This window comes from Vibrio sp. JC009 (genome assembly GCF_029016485.1).
Classification (GTDB): domain Bacteria; phylum Pseudomonadota; class Gammaproteobacteria; order Enterobacterales; family Vibrionaceae; genus Vibrio.
In genome coordinates this window covers 350,064-367,669 of sequence record NZ_CP092107.1, presented here as the reverse complement: position 1 = coordinate 367,669, position 17,606 = coordinate 350,064, and the positions used below count along the sequence as shown (strand labels likewise).

16 protein-coding genes are annotated in these 17,606 nt (G+C 44.5%); 5 read left to right on the top strand and 11 right to left on the bottom strand.

Translation table 11 applies throughout. The annotated features are described in order from the left end of the window. Positions 1–427 precede the first annotated feature (427 nt). The 4 genes from L3Q72_RS16620 to L3Q72_RS16605 form a co-directional block, all read right to left on the bottom strand. Positions 428–2,338 carry a methyl-accepting chemotaxis protein gene (locus L3Q72_RS16620; protein WP_275133278.1) on the bottom strand — a complete coding sequence of 637 codons (1,911 nt, stop codon included), beginning with the start codon at positions 2,336–2,338 and terminating at the stop codon, positions 428–430. 528 nt (positions 2,339–2,866) lie between these two features. Next, entirely contained in the window at positions 2,867–4,087 is a 1,221-nt protein-coding gene (locus tag L3Q72_RS16615; protein ID WP_275133277.1) for an IucA/IucC family protein, read from the bottom strand. A 326-nt stretch (positions 4,088–4,413) separates the two neighbouring features. After that, complete coding sequence (locus tag L3Q72_RS16610; protein WP_275133276.1) at positions 4,414–5,796, bottom strand: HAMP domain-containing sensor histidine kinase; 1,383 nt, start codon at positions 5,794–5,796, stop codon at positions 4,414–4,416. After that, positions 5,796–6,482: a response regulator transcription factor gene (locus L3Q72_RS16605; RefSeq protein ID WP_275133275.1), complete on the bottom strand. Its 687-nt coding sequence runs from the start codon at positions 6,480–6,482 to the stop codon at positions 5,796–5,798. Before L3Q72_RS16605 ends, L3Q72_RS16610 begins: the two co-directional genes overlap by 1 nt. A gap of 367 nt (positions 6,483–6,849) precedes the next feature. Between L3Q72_RS16605 and L3Q72_RS16600 the strand changes: the two genes are divergently transcribed. Then, complete coding sequence (locus tag L3Q72_RS16600) at positions 6,850–9,255, top strand: bifunctional diguanylate cyclase/phosphodiesterase (RefSeq protein ID WP_275133274.1); 2,406 nt, start codon at positions 6,850–6,852, stop codon at positions 9,253–9,255. A gap of 38 nt (positions 9,256–9,293) precedes the next feature. Here L3Q72_RS16600 and L3Q72_RS16595 read toward each other — a convergent pair whose 3' ends face one another. Beyond that, positions 9,294–10,196, bottom strand: a complete 903-nt coding sequence (locus L3Q72_RS16595) for a chemotaxis protein (RefSeq protein ID WP_275133273.1) — start codon at positions 10,194–10,196, stop codon at positions 9,294–9,296. 183 nt (positions 10,197–10,379) lie between these two features. Here L3Q72_RS16595 and ppiC point away from each other — a divergent pair, with 183 nt between their 5' ends. Beyond that, positions 10,380–10,658: a peptidylprolyl isomerase PpiC gene (gene ppiC, locus L3Q72_RS16590; protein ID WP_275133272.1), complete on the top strand. Its 279-nt coding sequence runs from the start codon at positions 10,380–10,382 to the stop codon at positions 10,656–10,658. A gap of 36 nt (positions 10,659–10,694) precedes the next feature. Here the strand turns inward: ppiC and L3Q72_RS16585 are convergent, their stop codons facing one another. Genes L3Q72_RS16585 through nfsB form a run of 4 tightly spaced genes read right to left on the bottom strand, consistent with a single transcriptional unit; the run spans position 10,695 to position 12,964 of the window. Further along, entirely contained in the window at positions 10,695–11,252 is a 558-nt protein-coding gene (locus L3Q72_RS16585) for a hypothetical protein (RefSeq protein ID WP_275133271.1), read from the bottom strand. Then, positions 11,245–11,790, bottom strand: a complete 546-nt coding sequence (locus L3Q72_RS16580; protein WP_275133270.1) for a YaeQ family protein — start codon at positions 11,788–11,790, stop codon at positions 11,245–11,247. Before L3Q72_RS16580 ends, L3Q72_RS16585 begins: the two co-directional genes overlap by 8 nt. Before the next feature lie 9 nt (positions 11,791–11,799). Continuing rightward, the gene (locus L3Q72_RS16575) at positions 11,800–12,255 is read right to left on the bottom strand and encodes a YccF domain-containing protein (RefSeq protein ID WP_275133269.1); all 456 of its coding nucleotides are present in this window, start codon (positions 12,253–12,255) and stop codon (positions 11,800–11,802) included. Positions 12,256–12,307: 52 nt separating this feature from the next. Next, the gene (gene nfsB / locus L3Q72_RS16570; protein ID WP_275133268.1) at positions 12,308–12,964 is read right to left on the bottom strand and encodes an oxygen-insensitive NAD(P)H nitroreductase; all 657 of its coding nucleotides are present in this window, start codon (positions 12,962–12,964) and stop codon (positions 12,308–12,310) included. 221 nt (positions 12,965–13,185) lie between these two features. Between nfsB and L3Q72_RS16565 the strand changes: the two genes are divergently transcribed. Together L3Q72_RS16565 and L3Q72_RS16560 are read left to right on the top strand one after the other, a co-directional pair. Further along, positions 13,186–14,568: an ATP-binding protein gene (locus L3Q72_RS16565; RefSeq protein ID WP_275133267.1), complete on the top strand. Its 1,383-nt coding sequence runs from the start codon at positions 13,186–13,188 to the stop codon at positions 14,566–14,568. A gap of 10 nt (positions 14,569–14,578) precedes the next feature. After that, a complete protein-coding gene (locus L3Q72_RS16560; RefSeq protein ID WP_342752180.1) occupies positions 14,579–15,247 on the top strand; it encodes a response regulator in 669 nt (222 codons plus the stop codon). Between the two features lie 85 nt (positions 15,248–15,332). On the opposite strand, the gene L3Q72_RS16555 is transcribed toward L3Q72_RS16560, so the two are convergent. Continuing rightward, the gene (locus L3Q72_RS16555) at positions 15,333–15,590 is read right to left on the bottom strand and encodes a DUF333 domain-containing protein (protein WP_275133265.1); all 258 of its coding nucleotides are present in this window, start codon (positions 15,588–15,590) and stop codon (positions 15,333–15,335) included. A 185-nt stretch (positions 15,591–15,775) separates the two neighbouring features. Between L3Q72_RS16555 and L3Q72_RS16550 the strand changes: the two genes are divergently transcribed. Further along, on the top strand, positions 15,776–16,294 hold the full coding sequence (locus L3Q72_RS16550; protein WP_275133264.1) for an NUDIX hydrolase: 519 nt from the start codon (positions 15,776–15,778) through the stop codon (positions 16,292–16,294). Positions 16,295–16,425: 131 nt separating this feature from the next. Here L3Q72_RS16550 and L3Q72_RS16545 read toward each other — a convergent pair whose 3' ends face one another. Beyond that, on the bottom strand, positions 16,426–17,400 hold the full coding sequence (locus L3Q72_RS16545) for a TAXI family TRAP transporter solute-binding subunit (protein ID WP_275133263.1): 975 nt from the start codon (positions 17,398–17,400) through the stop codon (positions 16,426–16,428). Between the last annotated feature and the right edge of the window lie 206 nt (positions 17,401–17,606).

Below are 17,606 nucleotides of genomic sequence, written 5' to 3'. Positions count from 1 at the left end.
ATTTAGCCGTTTATGGCTAATAATGCAAATTTAGCTATTTTTGGCTAATAATTAGGAATTAGCCGTGTAGGGCTAAACGATTCATGAAGCTTGTCATGACCTTAGTTTGGCAGTTATCACTCTACGAGTGCCGTTCTACTCCTGTGATAGTGAGCCAAAATGATATGCACCATCAATACTGGATACTGAGTTAAGCGACTTTTCCATATTCGAAGTCATTCATTAATTACTAATTTAGCAAAGTCACTGACTCATTTATGCCCCTTTCGGTGTTAACGCAATTACTCAGTGGCAAATCGTACCACTGAAATCACAGTACTTTTGTTCATGTTTACCAGCAGAGAAGCCGTGGCAGGAAACTCCCAATATCGTGCAAAAGGGGAAACGGAACCAACGTGCATGACTATGCACGTTGGAATATTGTTGTTTATTTAAGTTTAAACTGAAGAACAATGCTGTTCAGTTGAGCATTCGCTTTGACTAAGCTCTCTTTTTCTCTGTTAGTATCGCCACTGATACTGCTTAGCTGTTCAACCATCTCGTTGATTGATGACATATTTTGGGTAATTTCATCAGTTACGGAACTTTGCTGTTCTGCCGCAGCTGCGTTTTGGATGTTGAATTCGTTACTGTCTTGAATTGACTTAGTGATATTTTCCATATCATTAGCAATATTAGTATTCTTCTGTGACGTTTCCTCGCAACTGGTTTTGGTGCTATCCATTGAGATAATAGCCGACTTAACACCAGCCTTAAGCTTCTCTAATGTAACTTCAATTTCCGATGTACTAGCTTGAGTTCTTGAAGCTAATGCACGAACCTCATCGGCAACCACGGCAAACCCCCTGCCTTGCTCGCCAGCCCGAGCCGCTTCAATTGCCGCATTCAGGGCAAGTAAGTTAGTTTGATCTGCTATCTCACCAATCACAGTGAGGACATTTGTTATTTCCGTCATGTCACTGCCAAGTTGAGCAATATTTGAAGATGTAGTGTCTACCTCATCAACTAATTGATTAACTTGATAGGTAGCCTGAGTCATCAGTTCCCTGGACTCAGATAAATGCTCTATAGTCTGGCCGGAGTGTTTAGCCGCTTCAGCGGTATTTGTTGCGACATCCCGTGACGTCGCATTCATCTCATCCAAAGCTGTTACTACCAGCTCTGTTTCTTTTCTATGTTCGTCGAGCACTGAACTGCTTGAACTAGTCAGCATATCAAGCTGTTTAGTACTCCCGGCAATTACCTCCGAAGCCCCTGAAACTTTAAGCATCATACTCTGAAGGTTTTCGATAAAGGTATTAATACCTTGAGATATGTCAGCTAAATCATCCTTACCAGAAACAGGTAACCGCCTGGTTAGGTCTCCGTCTCCATTAGAAAGGTCTACAACCATCTCTTTCAATAAAATGACTGGCGAATACAGCTTACTAAGCACCAGGATACAAACTGTAACGGAAATCAGTAACATGATTGCAGAACTAATCAAAGCTTCTACAAAGGCATCATCAGCTGCTTTGTAGGCAACTGCCTTATCAACACCAACAAACAGATGCCATTTTTTTCCAGAGACCATTTCGATTTCATGGGTATATGCCACCTTATTGAAATCGCCAAATGAAAAATCAAACCTATTGCTTTTAGCTGCATTCATTTGTACACCAATTTCAGGCACACCAAGTTCTGCAAATGTGGAGCCGAGTGGCCAGTCTGTTGCATTAGTAGCAAGAGCTCGGCCGTTTTCATCCAGGATCCCAGTGATTGCCCCAGGGTACTTAAATGCGTTAATCGAATCGTCAATAATGCTAATGTCAATGCCACCCAATACAACACCGCCATTTATCGCTTTCACTATCGAGACAAGCGGCTTACCTGAAAATGCATCGTTATAGACTTCGGTTAAATCAATTTCTCTATTAGCTCTTTTCCCTTGCATATACCAAGGACTTTGCCTTGCATCATACTTATCAATAATTGCCACGCCGTCTTTCCAGGATGGGCCTGAAATAGTTGAGAATGAGCGACCGTCATCTAATGCAATAAGAACAGTCGTTAAATCAGAGGTGTCTTTCGAAAATTTGGTTAACTCAACATACTGCTGCGCATCTGAACCTGGTTTGTAATGTTTAGCCAGGCTATCAACAGCCTTAAACTTAGTTGCAAACCAATCTTGCAGCTTTACAGCCTCTGAAGTTGCTGCTGCGATTGCAATCTGGTCTACATCTTCAATCACCCTATTTTTTAAAGTTTTATAGGAATAGATGTTACTGCCTAACAAACAAACCACTATCAACAAACTTACTGACAATACCAGCGAGTTTTTGAAACCAAGCTTTTTCATTTTTGTGTTATCTCCGAATGGAATATTTAGCAAGCGAATATGACACGGTTAGTATATATACTCTTTTATCAATAAAGAAGCTTGAGCAGGGTGCGCTGAATCACAATGCGCGTTTGCGTAAACAAAAAATCATGCTTTAATACATGGTGATAACATGCTGCTTCCAAGAAATGGCGCTAATGTACACGTTTGTAACACTACAGATACAGAGCGATGGGATGTGGACGATGTTGTTCTGAATACTTATACGATTAAATCGTATGATTTCGTAAAGTACTGCTGGCCTCTTATGCACATCTCTGTCCAGAACCTTCCATCTCAGGCACTGCGGTAAGCGGTGCCTGATTGCGTTTTGGGATACGAGTAGTTATCTGAAAGCGGGATTGTAGAGCATTTACGTTAACTCACTTCTGTCCAAAAGTGAGCTACAACCAGTATGATACTTTATGTGTTACTCTAATTCTCAGTTGTAGCTCTATTCAGACTTGGTAGTAGTAATTAGTATGAAACTTTATTACTTTCCTACAGTTAGTCGGCCGGGCGCCACTCAGGCGTGGTGCCTGTATCTTCATAAAGAGGTTTATTGTATTTGTCCCGCTCTTCGCTGAAATACCAGATATTGCGCGGGAAGTAGTCTCTGTATTCCGGTAGCCTTTGGGCAAACGCCTGCTGGCACGGCTGGGTAAAATCTTCTTTTGTCAGGTGTGGATACTGCGCAATACAGCATTCAACCAGACGGGTAAAGAAATGGTTACCCATAAAACGGTCATAGGCAATGCTGTGGAAGGCGCTTTGCTCCATCCGGTTGTAGTTGTTTAATCCTTCACTGGAAAGCCCCATATCCCTTCTGCGGCGCATATCAATTCCAACGCTCAGATCTCTGTGGACAATACGCTCAACCTGGTTCTGCTCGTTAATTTCGATGAGAACATTCTGGCCGTGAGGCTCTATCAGGTAGCCGAAATGGCGGAAGCAGTCCACCCAGTGCCGGACAATGGGAAGCATAATTTTATCCAGAACAAACTGTTTTGGATCTTCTGTGCCTATAAGATCGTAGAGCAGGGGAGTCGTTTCTGCATTGAAGTAGTCTTCGCCATAAAGAGCAAAGCCCGGAACCAGTGAGCGAGGCTCGTCTGTTACAGGGAACGGTGTCATATCCCGGACAACAAAGCCCCAGTTTTCACCACGCTCTTCACCGGGTGCCTGATCTTTAAAACTGATGCCGATGACTTCACGCAGGAAGGAGAAATCTTCCCCCATTTTGTCGATGTTTTGCTCCAGTTCCAGAGAAACATTGATCGCCTGCTCAACAACCTCATCGCGCATTTTTCGCGTATAACGTGAGACTTTAAAGGGAAAGTGAACCTTTACCGCATGATGAGCTGCTCTGTCAGGTACAAAAAGAGTCCGCGTCGAAGAGCTGGGGATAACGTCTATCCGCTCAGCTGTATTTTCAGAAATACAGGACTGAAGGTATGGTTCAGAAAAAGTGTCTTCCAGAAGCTGAGGGTGGACACAAAAGTTAACGTGGTTTTCAGACAGGTATTTGCCCTGCAACGCCTTAGGAGGATTTGCCAGGTAAATATTCACACTGTCTCGCGGAATTCTGTATAAAGGCAATGCGAATTTCTGCTCATCAGAATCAGGGCGATAATTTACCGATGCTTCGGTATAGGAAGAGTGACTGCTGTAGGTTCTGGTTCCTTTGTTGCGGTATCGCTCCAGATAGTAAAGATGTGGTAGAGGCATATCGGCTCACTTATTCAATTTGTTCTTATAAACTTCGGTTATTGCAGAATAATTACCAGAGTTAAAGTAGATAGATCAATCTTATCTTAGATTATGTGTATTAGTGATTGGTTTAGTAGTGGCTTAGCCTGTAGTGGCTGAAAGCAAAAAAAAGGGCCGCTTTTGATGCGGCCCTGGGGGCATAAGCTACATTTATATGCTGCATATTTTCTGTATATTTTGTTTTTTAGCCAACCAACGCCGCCAGGCGAATGATTAACATGAATGTTAAGTTTTAACTAACATATGCGCAATGCATAATTATGAAATATAACATTGCTGTAACTTTATCCGTGGTCTAATCTGCCGGGCGGAAAGCTAATAATAAACTGACTTCCGTTTATGCCGTCTGATTCGGCATAAATGGTTCCGCCCTGCATTTCGATGATTCCTTTAGAGATGCTGAGCCCGAGTCCCATTTTGCCTGAAGCACCGCGAGAGCTGTCTGAACGGTAGAAACGGTCAAAAATGTACGGAAGATCTTCAGGGTTTATTCCGCTACCGCTATCCGTTACCCGGACTATTACGCGGTTATCTTTTAACTCAGACGTAAGAGTAATTGTGCCGCCTTGCGGAGTGTAACGCAGAGCATTGCTGATTAAGTTGCCAAGCACCTGAACCACTCTTTGCTCATCAAGGTTTAAAAGCGGTAAAGGATCGGCGCAGTTCAGATTCAGTGTTATCTGTTTTTCGTCACAGGGCTGAGTAAACAGCCTCTTAACTCTTTCAAGGACAGGGTTTATCCTGGTCTCTTCCATCTGCAATGACAGAGTTTTAGCATCAGTTTCAGCTAAAAGGCTCATATCCTTAATCAGTCGTTTTATATGTTCAAGTTCATCAGCAATGGTGTCTATGCTGCCTGAGTTCAGCTCCATTTCTCCGTCCTGAGCCATTTCAATATAGCCTGAGATAACCTGAACCGGGGTTCCGAGATCATGGGTGATGTCGGCCGTTAACTGGCGGCGTTGTTTATCCGCAACGACCAGATCCTGACTCATTTTGTTAAAAGAGCGGGCAAGATCGCCAATCTCGTTATCGCTGTATGTGGGGATTGTCTGTTCAAGTTTGCCTTTGGCGATGGCGGAACTGGCTCTGGTTAGTAGTTCAACCGGTTTGAGTAAAATTCGGGCCAGGAGAGCCCCCATAAACAGAGAAACCAGAACGCCGATACAGATTGAGATAAACAGTACTTCAAGGATATTGTCAAAGAACACTTGCATTTCGGAGTTCAGACTAATTCCCATCACATCTGGCGGAATTATCCAGGCGATGGTTTCACCTTTATATTTTACCGGTGTCGCGTTAGCCAGGTAGGCTTTGGGTATTGTGTCACCAGGCTGAAACTGAAGGTATTTTAACAGTGCAATATTCTCATGAGTGACAAGGCCATGTACCTTCGAGCCTGGCATGGCTGGAACCGGCTTGCTCTCCGGTGGTTTTGACGGTGGTGGATGCAGAGTTTTGAAATACTCGGGAAAGCCTTCCCATTGGTGCTCGGCTGCGTACCAGTGATAAACCTCCTGACGCATTTCATTCAGCTGATAGTCCTGAGCCAGCGCTTTAACACGCTGCTCAGAAGTAAAGTAAGTCAGCGCGTAAATCAGAGAGGCCGTGAGCAGGCTGATAAACAGATAGGTAGCAATCAGCTTATTGCGTATTGGTATTCGCATTAATTTACTTTCCTTAGCCTGTAACCGACGCCAAATACGGACTCTATCTCTACCTGTTCTTTTATCATGGGTTCAAGCTTATTTCTCAGGTTACGAATATGGATTTTAAGCGTTGATTCAGAGCCGCTATAGCCTTCGTTAATCAGGTGGGTGCAGATATCGGCTTTCGATACGGTGTGCTCTACTGACTTCATCAGCAGTTCAAATAGCGCCAGTTCGGCCTGAGTGAGTTCAATCAGCTTATCGTCTATCCTAAGTTCTTTAGAGGAAGTATCTAAAACGATATTGGCCACTTTTAAACGCGGATTTTGCGTAAAACCGCCGGATGTTCTTTTTAATACCGCCTTTGTCCTGACCAGAAGCTCACTCATTTTAAAAGGCTTGGTAATATAATCATCAGCGCCCAGTTCAAAGCCTTTGACCACGTCGCTTTCATGCTGTTTTGCTGTGATCATAATCACCGGAAGATCGCTGGTTTCGCGCAGTTTGCTTATAAACTGATATCCATCCATCTGGGGCATCATTACATCAAGCAGAATTAAGTCTGGCGTCTGCTTTTTCAGTTGCAGCAGGGCATCACGGCCGTTTGAGGCGCAATTTACCTGATAACCTTTGCTGGTAAGAAAGTCAGATATCAGCTTTTGAACGTTTAGTTTGTCGTCGACAACGAGTATTGATTGAGTCATTTATGTCCGGGTAAATATCATGATTAGGTTAAATTCTACAGGGTAAAAAATGGTTACTGGTTTACGACCGGTTTAGCCCTCAGTCTGCCTGGCTTCTTTTTCCATTCAAATTTTTTGAATTAGTTACTGTTTTACCATTGTCTGACAAGCGAAACAACATACGGCAACAGAGCTTTTCGCTTTGTCTCTTGTGTCTACATTTCGAGATTTTTATATAAGTTTTCGGTGGGAAAGGCTCACCATTTCAATATATAGCCTTGAAATTGTCCTGTTGGTGTACAAAGCTTAATTCAAGATATAGAAATCACTAATTTACTCGATTGTGACTTACACAGGACAGAGTTAAGTCAGTTACCAGGTTAGGTGCATGCAGGGAAATCTTTTCAATACAGAGCTGAGCAAAAAGCCATTGTTTGGGTTCGTGGCATCCCTGATGTTGTGCCTGTCAATCCAGCTGATTACCTCGTTTTACCCAACCTGGGTTGAACGATTCTCCGATTATGTTTCTACCATCTACACTTTTAAATTCGAAGGTCTGACTGCGGCTAACTACAAAGCAACTATGTTGCTGCTGATGAACCTGGGACTGGACTTCGTTGCAACGGCAACAGGCGTTATCTCTTTTGTTTTCGCTGCCAAAGTGTATACCGACGCCAGAATATCCAACCAGCGCTCTGAGGTGCTGAAAAAGATAATTGACGCCATGCCGGAGCCAGTGCTGGTAAAAAACTGGAATGGCCGGATTGAGTATTGTAACAAGGCGCTTGCAACTAAATACGGTGCCAGGCCGATAGAGCTGAATGGTAAAGAGGAGTTTCAGCTTCTGGCCTCAGAAGAGAGCAAAGATGAGTATCTGAGTAAACTTCGCAATATTATCAATGGCGGCTCTACTCAGACTTCATTTACCGAACAGCTTGATGGCGACTCGGGAGAAACGCTGCACTTCCATTCTGTAAAAATCCCCATCCGTGATGCCAATGATAAGAAAAACTTACTGGTGATCGATAATGACGTGACAGAATTGGTTCGGTTAAAAAACGATGCAGACAGAAACCGCCAGCGATTGAAGTCAGCGCTTGATGTATCGAAAGAGGGTTTATGGGAGTGGAATACAGTCAGCAACGAGATGTTCCACAATGAGGAGTGGCAGAATATAACCGGAATGACCATCAAAGACTTCTCTTATCCGGAGTTTTTTGAATCGGTGCTGGAGCAGGACAGACCCCTGGTTCTGGAAGCGGTTAAGGATCTGCTCGATGGCAGAATTTATGACATTGAGTACAGAATTCGCCGTCCGGACAGAAAGGTGATCTGGGTCTGGGACAGGGCGAAAGTTGTAGAGCGCAATAATGAGGGCAAAGCGACCTGGATTGTGGGGCTGATGCAGGATATCACCACACAGGTGATCAATCAGGAGCAGGTAGAAAGACTGGCCTATTTCGATAGCCTGACAGGTTTGCCAAACCGACGCACCATGGAGATCAAACTGTCGGAAATTGCTCAAAACAGCAGCACCGATCTGAACTATGGCGCCGTACTGTTCTTAGATCTGGACCGCTTTAAGAATATTAATGATTCCTACGGCCACCAGATGGGGGACAACCTGCTGCTGGAAATCAGCAGAAGGCTGACTGACATTCAGAATATACAAAACACCGTTTACCGGTTTGGTGGTGACGAGTTTGTTGTCATTATCGAATATGTCAGCCCTCAGTGCGACAAAGCGGCACTGATGGCTCAGTTGTTTGCCGATGAAATCCATAAACAGCTTAGTATGACCATAGCGCTGACCACCAATGAAATCACCATCGACTACCATAATACGGTCAGTATTGGCGGGATAATCTACCGGACGGATGACGTTAACCCTGAGAAGTTGCTTCAGCTTGCAGATCTTGCTTTATACCGGGTGAAGCAGGGGGGTAAAAATGCGGCTAAGGTATTTGATCTTGAACAGCAACAAGAGCTGGATAATGAAAGCGTTATCCAGAAAAGTATCCGCAACTCTATCCGGGATGAGGATTTCCGTATCTTTGTTCAGCCAAAATACAATAGCTCGAATAAAATTATCGGTGCCGAAGCTCTGGTTCGCTGGTATCACCCGGATAAAGGTGTGATTTCGCCGATTCAGTTTATTGATATAGCGGAAGAGTCCAATCTGATCCTGCCGTTAGGGGAATCTATTATTCGTCAGTCCTGTGCTCTGCTTAAGAGCTGGCAGGCGGCGCCTCATACCAGAAACCTGAGTCTTTCAGTTAATATCAGTGCCAAGCAACTCTGGCAAAGAGAGTTTGAGAAAGATCTGATCAGTATTGTAGAGAGTTACGGTATAGACCCTGCTTATCTGGTTCTTGAAATCACGGAATCCGTGTTGCTACAGGATGTGGAAGATACGGTAAGGAAACTGAACAAACTTCGCAGTCACGGTTTCAGAGTTTCGCTGGATGACTTTGGCACCGGTTACTCTTCCCTGAGTTATCTGAAGAATCTGCCAATTGACGAGCTTAAGATTGATCAGTCATTTGTGCGTGACATTCACGTCGATAAGTCATCAGTGCTAATGGTTAAGTCTATTATTGACCTTGGAAAGAACTTTGAGATTCAGGTGGTATCAGAAGGGGTTGAGACAGAGGAGCAGTTTAATCTGCTGCGCCTGTTTGGTGTGCATATCTACCAGGGGTATTACCTGAGTAAACCTATCAGCCTGCTTGATTTTGAAAATCTGCTGTTAAAAGATGTGCCATCAGCAGAAGATATTAAAGATCTTATGTGATGGCACCTTGTTCGCCGTTTTACTTTTTTGCCGTTACTTTAGCTTTTGATGGCTTCTATCTGCTCTGCGCCTCTTAGCATCGCCTGAACCAGTTCTGTGGCATCGAATTTAGTCAGTGCTTCATGCGCGCCAACCTGATGCGCGCGGTCAGCACTCATTTCACTGGAAAGCGAAGTGTGTAAGATCCGGTAGGAGTGTGAAAGTTTGCTGTCGTTCTGTACTTCAAAGGCCAGCTCGTATCCATCCAGGCCCGGCATTTCAATATCGCTCACCAGAATGTCGATGGGCTTGCCTTCATCGGCGTAGTTTCTCATCAGCGCCAGTGCATCCATCCCGTTTTTACATACAGAATATGGGATATTGATACTGTCCAGTGCATCAGACAGCTGCTTACGCGCTATGCTTGAGTCATCCACAAGAAGAATATTCAGAGGCTTAAGACGCTCGCGCTCAACATCAGTCAGAATCGGGAACTTGGCTGTAGCGTCCTGAGGGTAAATCTTAGACAGCAGCAGCTCCACATCGAGCATCTGCACGATCTTATCTTCGTGCCTGGTGATGCCGGTAACAAATACGTTGCTGCCAGCGGTATCCGGTGAGGGCTCAATAGAGTGCCAGTCACAATCAATGATTTTATCTATGGTTCGCACCATAAAAGCCACCACTGTACGCAGGCAGTCTGTCACTATAAGGTAGCAATTTTCATACTCCTCTTGTGCGATTGGCCTGAAACCTATCGCCGCCGCCATGTCGATAACAGGCACGGTAAGATCGCGGATAGTCACCGTTCCTATTACGTGCGGATGGGAGTAGGGAATCTGAGTCGTTGGCATGTAGGGTACAATTTCGCGGACTTTGAGTGTACCAATCGCGAAGCTTTGCTGGTGCAGCGACAGCTTGAAAAGTAGCATCCCCTGGGACTGATTCGCTTTGCTCTTCATTCTATTTCCTAAAACAACCGTGAGTTTGTCATGTCTTATATCGACAGCTCAAAAAAATTAATTATACGCGAGAAAGATAAATACATTATTACTGATATATTCGAATTAATGTAGTTATTTGGGTGAAGAATTACTAACGATGGGCTAAAATCCGCTGCATCTAACATTTTGATACAGATTACTATGGCACGAACAGCGGCAGCACTGCACATTCTGGTAAAACATGAGTCCCAGGCGAAAGATATTCTCCAGCAATTAAAGAAAGGCGCGAAGTTTCAGGTGCTGGCTAAGAAGCACTCAACTTGCCCTTCCGGTAAAAAGGGCGGTGATTTAGGAGAGTTCAGACAAGGGGCTATGGTGCCTCAGTTTGATAAGGCTGTGTTTAAAAACGAAGTGCTGACCCCCTTTATTGTAAAAACAAAATTTGGATATCATGTGGTAAAGACCTTATGGAAGACGTAGGTCTCTATTCAAACTTCGGCATTTGTACTACCGGTTTTAGGCAATATTCAGCCAGCTCAGAAGCTTTTTCGGCCACGGTGTATGAGGCACATCTTCTTCGTGTTTTGTTTTGCCGTGGTAGTAGCTGGCTAAAAGCTCGCTGCGAATCTCATCGGATTCTGCTTTCAGAGCCTTAGCAAGAATATCGGACGTTTGCTGGGCGTGGTCATTTGCCAGACTGAAGTCCATATTCAGATACCCCTGAACCATTAACCACAGCTTAGTGACCAGAGAGAGCTCAATTAGCGCATCTGCTTCGAACTTGTGCGCCTGCTCGCTACCTATGGTATCAGTGAATACATTATTCATCGCCTGGATGGCTTCTATTTGTGGCTCAAGTTTGGCTGTTGCCTCTATATGAGACTTTGTTAGGAGGCCAAGCAGCAGCATTAAAGGATCCTTGTCGGTTTTGCTGCGGCACAGGCGGTCAAAAAACTCCGCTTTGTTTTCCACCGCCTGGGAAAACAGCTGAGCTTCTTTATCTGAGAGATGGAGTGTATCCACCCCTGTCATCTCCAGATGCTGTTTCAGATTACTGACTATAATTTCACTCATAACGGTATTCCTTGAGTGTTTCTACTACCACTTCGCAGTCACCCTTGTCCGTTGAGACATAGACAGAGTTACCGGTTATCATGACGGACATATCCATTGTCCGGTCACACTGAGTGGTTAGATTTTCAATGCTATCGGCGGAAAATCTATGGACCCCCACATCTAATAATTTTAGTTTATTGTGGTTTTGTTTCCACCAACTCTCTGTTTTATTGTTGAAACTATAGATTAAAACATTGTCAGCAATTCTCGATGCTTTCTTGATTCTTTCCAGATCTGGCTCACCAACTTCGATCCAAAGTTTAACTTTTTCATCAGCAGCTTTGTGCCAGATGTCAGGTTCTTCGGTCGTAGACAGCCCTTTAGTGAATTTAAGTTCGGGGTGCGCATTCAGGCAAAAGGCAAGTACTCTGGCCATCATGCGTTTTATGTTTTCGGAAGGGTGCTGTGCGACAGTAAGAGAAATAGAGTCGTAATATTCACGATTCATATCAGTTAATGCCACACGAAATTTATAAATAGTGGGTTTTAATGCCAAATTCGTTGCCTATTTACGAAGTTTTGAAACTGTTTCCTGCGCATTTGCATCACGTGCAGCAAAGGCAACCTCTTTCTCCACAATGGTTTTGCCAATGGGAAAAAGTGCGATAAAAGCTAACTTCAGATGCTGAATGCTAAAGGGAATACCAATGATTGTCACAAAGCAGGCAACCGCGCTTAAAATATGGCCGACGGCCAGCCAGAATCCTGCGACAAGGAACCAGATAACATTGCCAATAACGCCGAAAGGGCCGGTTCCGATATCCCGTTTGCCACTTAGCTCTTCTCTGTCTATGGCTTCTTTGCCAAAGGGAAAAAAGGAGAAGCTGCCGATAACAAAACAGGCGCGTCCCCAGGGGATGCCTATGATTGAAATAAAGGCGACAATGCCGGCCAGCCACCAGGCTAACCCCATAAAAACACCGCCGAACAGAAACCAGATAATATTTCCGATAAGTCTCATAATGTTTCCTTGCGTATGAGAGCCAGCCCGGATTGAGCTGGCATAGATGTGATTAAGACAAAATAGTGAAGATCTCGTCTTCCGGGCGTCTGGACTTAGGCAGCGATGCATTAAAGTCAGTGTCACTGCGGTATCCCAGTGCAATCATAGCCACTGCTGTGTAGCCTTTTTCCGCAAGCGCAAATTCCTGGTTCAGTACCTTAGTATCGACACCTTCAATCGGCACGGCATCTACGCCAAGGGAACCTGCACCTAACAGAATACTGCCCATATTCAGATAGACCTGCTTCTGCATCCAGTGGTGAGCGTCTTCCAGTTCAGAGCGGTGCATGTTGACATAGTATGAACGCCCTTTGTGAACCGCGCCCTTAAAGTTCGGGTCAGGGAAGCGGCCATCCTGATCTTCAAGAGTAAGCAGGTGCTCGGTATAAGTATCGTCGATATCTGTTTTAGCGCAAAAAACAATAACGTGAGAGGCGTTCTTTACCTTAGCTTCGTTGGCCGCATATGGCCCCTGAGTGGCCTTAGCAATGCGCGCTTTCGCATCGTCCGATTCGGCAATAATAAAGTGCCACGGCTGGGAGTTAACGCTGGAAGGGCTAAAGCGCAGAAGGGTTTTGATTTGCTCAAACAGTTCTGCAGAGATCTTTTTCTCAGGGTTAAATTCCTTTGTAGAGTAGCGGCTTAAAGCCACATCAGCGATATTCATGGTTATTGTCTCCGTTACATTTGGATATCAGATATCTATATATGGGTTCTGCCAGGGTTTAGCAAGTATTCTCCATATTTCCTGCACACTGTTGTTCTAAAGTTGTATCTTGTCCAGTTCTGTTTCCGGGTTCGAAAGGTAAAGTGCGACTCTCAATTTTCACCAAATTGTTTCTCTCCATACTTATGGTTTGCATTGTCATGCTGACGGTAATGACATTGATGATAAACTCCAATTTTGAAAAAGGGCTGCAGAACTACCTTAACAACAAAGAAGTTTCTCAGGCAGAGGCTTTGGCCGAAAGAGTTAAGGTTTATTACTCTGATACCTATGGTTGGGTCCGCATTTCTCAGTCACCCCATCTTTGGGCGGGGCTGATTGACGGCATCGGAGAGATGCCTCCTCCGGCAGGGATGGGAAGGCGTGGTGAACGGCCGGTAACTCCCGGAGAGCATGTGGCAGAACACTTCCCGCAAACGGCTTTTGCTCCCCTTGGCTTAAGAATTAATCTGCTTGATAGCGATGGACGTTCAATCTTAGGTTTGGAAGAAAACCTGCAGGTGAGAGAAAAGGATCTTAAGCTAAATAAGGTTGAGATTACTAAGAACCAGCAGGTTATCGGCTACATTTCTATTGTGCAAAATAGCGGTTTGTCAGATGAGCTGGTGGCCAGTTTCTATGAGCAGCAGACAGAGAGTGTCTTTTTTAGTGCCTCAATCACGATTCTTTTCGCCTTTGGCATAGCGTTTCTTCTTGTCAGGCATTTTCTTAAGCCTTTGTCGCTTCTGTCTGAAGGTACACAGAGAATTGAAAAAGGTGAGCTGGATTTTCGTATCGAGACCCGTGGTACAGATGAACTTTCTGATCTGATTCGTACTTTTAACCGGGTGGTGGAGTCGCTAAAGAATCAAAAGGAATCCCGTGCGCAATGGTTGTCTGATATTTCTCATGAGTTAAGAACGCCAATAGCGGTTTTAAGAAGTGAGTTAGAAGCGATTCAGGATGGTATAAGACTGGCCGAACCAAAATACATCAACTCGTTGCACCAGCAGGTGGTTATGTTGGGTAAGCTGGTGGGGGATCTCCATCAGTTGTCGGTTTCTGATGTGGGAAGTGTGATTGAAACAGACACAAGTGTTGATGTGGCTGATATTCTGAAATCTGCTGTATTTCACAGTGAAGCCAGATTCAGACAAAAGGAGATTGGTGTCACGCTGGATATGGAACCGGGTAAGCTGAGCAAAATTCTGGGAGACGAAAAGTCGCTGAACCAGCTTTTTACCAATCTTCTTGAGAACAGTTACCGCTATACAGCGCCAAAGGGACATGCGATAGTGCGTTTGAAAGACAAACCGGATGTCATTGCGCTTACTTTTGAAGACAGTTTTCCCGGAGTGCCTGATGCGTCATTGCCCAAACTGTTTGAACGGCTTTACCGGGTGGACAAATCAAGAAGCCGAAATCATGGTGGCTCTGGTCTGGGCCTGTCCATCTGTCAGAATATTGTGAAAGCACACCAGGGGACCATTTGTGCTGAGCATGCCCCGCTGGGTGGGCTGCGAATTTGTATAACCTTACCAAAAACAAAGAAATATCATGAGTGAAGAGAATAAAATGATACTGGTTGTGGAAGATGAGCCTTCGTTAGGGCTGGTGCTTTGTGAGTACCTGGAACATTCGGGTTTTACTACTCATCATATTGAAAATGGCTTGCAGGTTATCGACTGGGTGAAAAGTCATTCACCGGAATTAATCATATTAGATTTAATGCTTCCCGGCCGGGATGGGCTGGATATTTACCGTGAGCTGAGGACCTTCAGCGATGTGCCGGTAGTGATGGCAACGGCTAAAGTGGAAGAGATAGACCGCTTACTGGGTCTTGAGCTGGGAGCCGATGATTATATCTGCAAGCCATACAGTCCACGCGAAGTGGTGGTCCGGGCCCGGAATATTCTGCGCCGGAGCGGCAAAGGTTCAGCGCAGACTCAAAAGGATGAGGCGCCAATTCTTGTGGACGAGCTCAGCATGGTGGCAAAGGTTGGTGGTCAGAAACTGTCGCTGACTCCGGCAGAGTTTCGTTTGCTCAATCATTTACATAAACATCAGGGACAGATTTTTAGCCGGGATCAGTTGATGAACCGGATTTATGAAGACGGAAGGGTGGTTACCGACAGAACCATAGACAGTCATGTGAAGAATCTGCGTAAAAAGATGATAGAAGTCAGTGCCGAATGCGACTTCATAAAATCCATTTATGGTGTCGGGTATAAGCTGGAATTTTAGTTCTGAGCAAGGTTCTCTTTACAGTGTAAAATCATTCTGATTTCCCCGCTTATGCGGAGAAATCAGTTTTTAAATTTGCTCAATTTTACTGCTGACTGCTTTGCATGCTCTTCTGGTAGTAATCGTATACGTCGTACTTTTCATTTTCGGAAAACTGACACTGTTTTTTGCGCACGCCATGTTCAGAGGAAGAGATTAACTTGCCACCTTGTTTGACACAGTAAAGCAGGGCAGGGTCTGAGATTTCATCGTAGTTTTCCACGTCATACTTGTCAGGCTCAGATGAGCATCCGGCAAAAATGGCAATAACCCCTAAAACCAGCAACAGATTTAATTTACGCATTTTTATCTACCTTTTTAGCGCCTTAGAATAGTTCTAAGTGTAGGACTGATTTACTGAATTCTGTTCAGGAAAGGTCAAGTTTTGCCTAATTTTTAGAAAAATTTATATCTGAGTATCAGCATTTGTTAGCTTATTGATGAATAAGGTATTAATATGCGCCCGTTATATTTGTTTAGTGAAGTATTATGAGACACCTGAAAACAAGCGTTCATAGCGAGATAGGCCACCTGGACGACAAGATCATTGTAAAAAGAAACGCAACCCGTGCAATTGCAGTGGATGGCGAGGATATTCTGTTGTTGTATACAGAAAGATACCACGACTACTCATTACCGGGAGGTGGTTTAGACGATGGTGAAGATGTGATTGCCGGTATGGTGCGCGAGTTAGAAGAAGAGACGGGTGCTGCGAATATTCACTACATTAAACCTTATGGCATCTATGAAGAGTTTCGTCCCTGGTATAAAGACCAGGCAGATGTGATGCATATGATCTCTTACTGCTACACCTGCAAAATCGACAGAGAGTTGGGACAGACCGCCTTCGAAGAACACGAAGTTAAAAATGGCATGCGCCCGGTATGGATGAACATCCATGAAGCAATAGCTCACAACGAAAAGACAATTGCAGAAAGCCCAAAAAAGGGAATGAGCATAGAGCGCGAAACCTTCCTGCTGCACCAAATCGTAAAAGAGATGCTCTAATACCAATCCCAGCAATTATCTGGTATTGGTATAACCCCCCATCCTCATAGCCCTATAACCCTATACCCAAATACAAAAACACCCGGCGTTCCGAAGAATGACCGGGTGTAAATTTTTGGTAAGCCAGCTAATTACTTAACCAGACCCGCTTCTTTATAATACTTCAGCGCACCTGGGTGAAGAGGAGCGGAAAGGCCGTCGTTAGCCATTTGCTCTTTCTTCAGGTTAGAAAACGCCGGGTGCAGTTTTCTGAAAGTATCGAAGTTTTCAAATACCGCTTTTACGATGTTGTAAACCGTGTTTTCAGGAACGTTAGTCGAAGAAACAAATGTCGCGCCAACACCGAAAGTAGCAGTGTCATCAGGGTTACCTTTGTACATGCCGCCAGGAACCGTTGCTGTACGGTAGTAGCTGTTGTCAGCAATCAGTTTGTCTACGATTGGACCGTTTACTGAAACCATTACGCTGTCACAAGAAGTGGTTGCTTCTTTGATTGCGCCACTTGGGTGACCAACGGTATAAACCATAGCATCGATTTTGTTATCACATAGCGCTTTAGACTGCTCTGATGCTTTTAATTCAGATACCAGTTTAAAGTCATCTCTGGTCCAGCCATATGCATCCATCAGTACTTCCATTGTACCGCGCTGGCCAGAGCCAGGGTTACCAATGTTTACACGCTTGCCTTTCAGATCTTCAAAAGTTTTGATACCGGCATCTGCGCGGGCAACAATGGTGAATGGTTCAGGGTGTACAGAGAATACTGCACGAAGGTCTTTAAATGCGCCTGCCTCTTCGAACTTGCTTGTTCCGTTGTATGCATGGTACTGCCAGTCAGACTGAGCGATACCAAGGTCAAGTTCGCCTGCGCGGATAGTATTAATGTTGTAAATTGAGCCTCCGGTACTCTCAACAGAGCAGCGGATGCCGTGTTCTTTCTTCGATTTGTTTACCAGACGACAGATAGCACCACCTGTTGGATAGTAAACGCCTGTTACGCCACCAGTACCTATGGTAACAAATGAATCAGCTGCAGAAGCAAAGCTTGAAGCGCCAAGAAGCAGAGATGCCGTTGTTGCGGTAATCAGGGATTTAAATCGAGTCATAGTACTTCCTTTTCTATATTTTGAGCTTATACCAATCCCGGCAACCACTGAATAGCTAATTACTGGTATTGGTATTATCCGTTACGGCGTGAGTTCACATATCGAACTTCATGTTCAATACAAACCGTAGAAAAACCATAGCCATGTTATAGATGTAAATCAAATTTATCAGTAAAACTGGCTGTTTTTATTCAGGTTTGTGTGAT

What these genes read in the sequence shown, in the direction of transcription:
- L3Q72_RS16550 (WP_275133264.1), top strand. Translation starts at nt 15,776, where the DNA reads ATGAGACACCTGAAAACAAGCGTTCATAGCGAGATAGGCCACCTGGAC.
- L3Q72_RS16575 (WP_275133269.1), bottom strand. Translation starts at nt 12,255, where the DNA reads ATGAGACTTATCGGAAATATTATCTGGTTTCTGTTCGGCGGTGTTTTT.
- L3Q72_RS16610 (WP_275133276.1), bottom strand. Translation starts at nt 5,796, where the DNA reads ATGCGAATACCAATACGCAATAAGCTGATTGCTACCTATCTGTTTATC.
- L3Q72_RS16560 (WP_342752180.1), top strand. Translation starts at nt 14,579, where the DNA reads ATGATACTGGTTGTGGAAGATGAGCCTTCGTTAGGGCTGGTGCTTTGT.
- L3Q72_RS16600 (WP_275133274.1), top strand. Translation starts at nt 6,850, where the DNA reads ATGCAGGGAAATCTTTTCAATACAGAGCTGAGCAAAAAGCCATTGTTT.
- L3Q72_RS16615 (WP_275133277.1), bottom strand. Translation starts at nt 4,087, where the DNA reads ATGCCTCTACCACATCTTTACTATCTGGAGCGATACCGCAACAAAGGA.
- L3Q72_RS16555 (WP_275133265.1), bottom strand. Translation starts at nt 15,590, where the DNA reads ATGCGTAAATTAAATCTGTTGCTGGTTTTAGGGGTTATTGCCATTTTT.
- nfsB (WP_275133268.1), bottom strand. Translation starts at nt 12,964, where the DNA reads ATGAATATCGCTGATGTGGCTTTAAGCCGCTACTCTACAAAGGAATTT.
- L3Q72_RS16595 (WP_275133273.1), bottom strand. Translation starts at nt 10,196, where the DNA reads ATGAAGAGCAAAGCGAATCAGTCCCAGGGGATGCTACTTTTCAAGCTG.
- L3Q72_RS16620 (WP_275133278.1), bottom strand. Translation starts at nt 2,338, where the DNA reads ATGAAAAAGCTTGGTTTCAAAAACTCGCTGGTATTGTCAGTAAGTTTG.
- L3Q72_RS16565 (WP_275133267.1), top strand. Translation starts at nt 13,186, where the DNA reads ATGATAAACTCCAATTTTGAAAAAGGGCTGCAGAACTACCTTAACAAC.
- L3Q72_RS16585 (WP_275133271.1), bottom strand. Translation starts at nt 11,252, where the DNA reads ATGAGTGAAATTATAGTCAGTAATCTGAAACAGCATCTGGAGATGACA.
- L3Q72_RS16545 (WP_275133263.1), bottom strand. Translation starts at nt 17,400, where the DNA reads ATGACTCGATTTAAATCCCTGATTACCGCAACAACGGCATCTCTGCTT.
- L3Q72_RS16605 (WP_275133275.1), bottom strand. Translation starts at nt 6,482, where the DNA reads ATGACTCAATCAATACTCGTTGTCGACGACAAACTAAACGTTCAAAAG.
- ppiC (WP_275133272.1), top strand. Translation starts at nt 10,380, where the DNA reads ATGGCACGAACAGCGGCAGCACTGCACATTCTGGTAAAACATGAGTCC.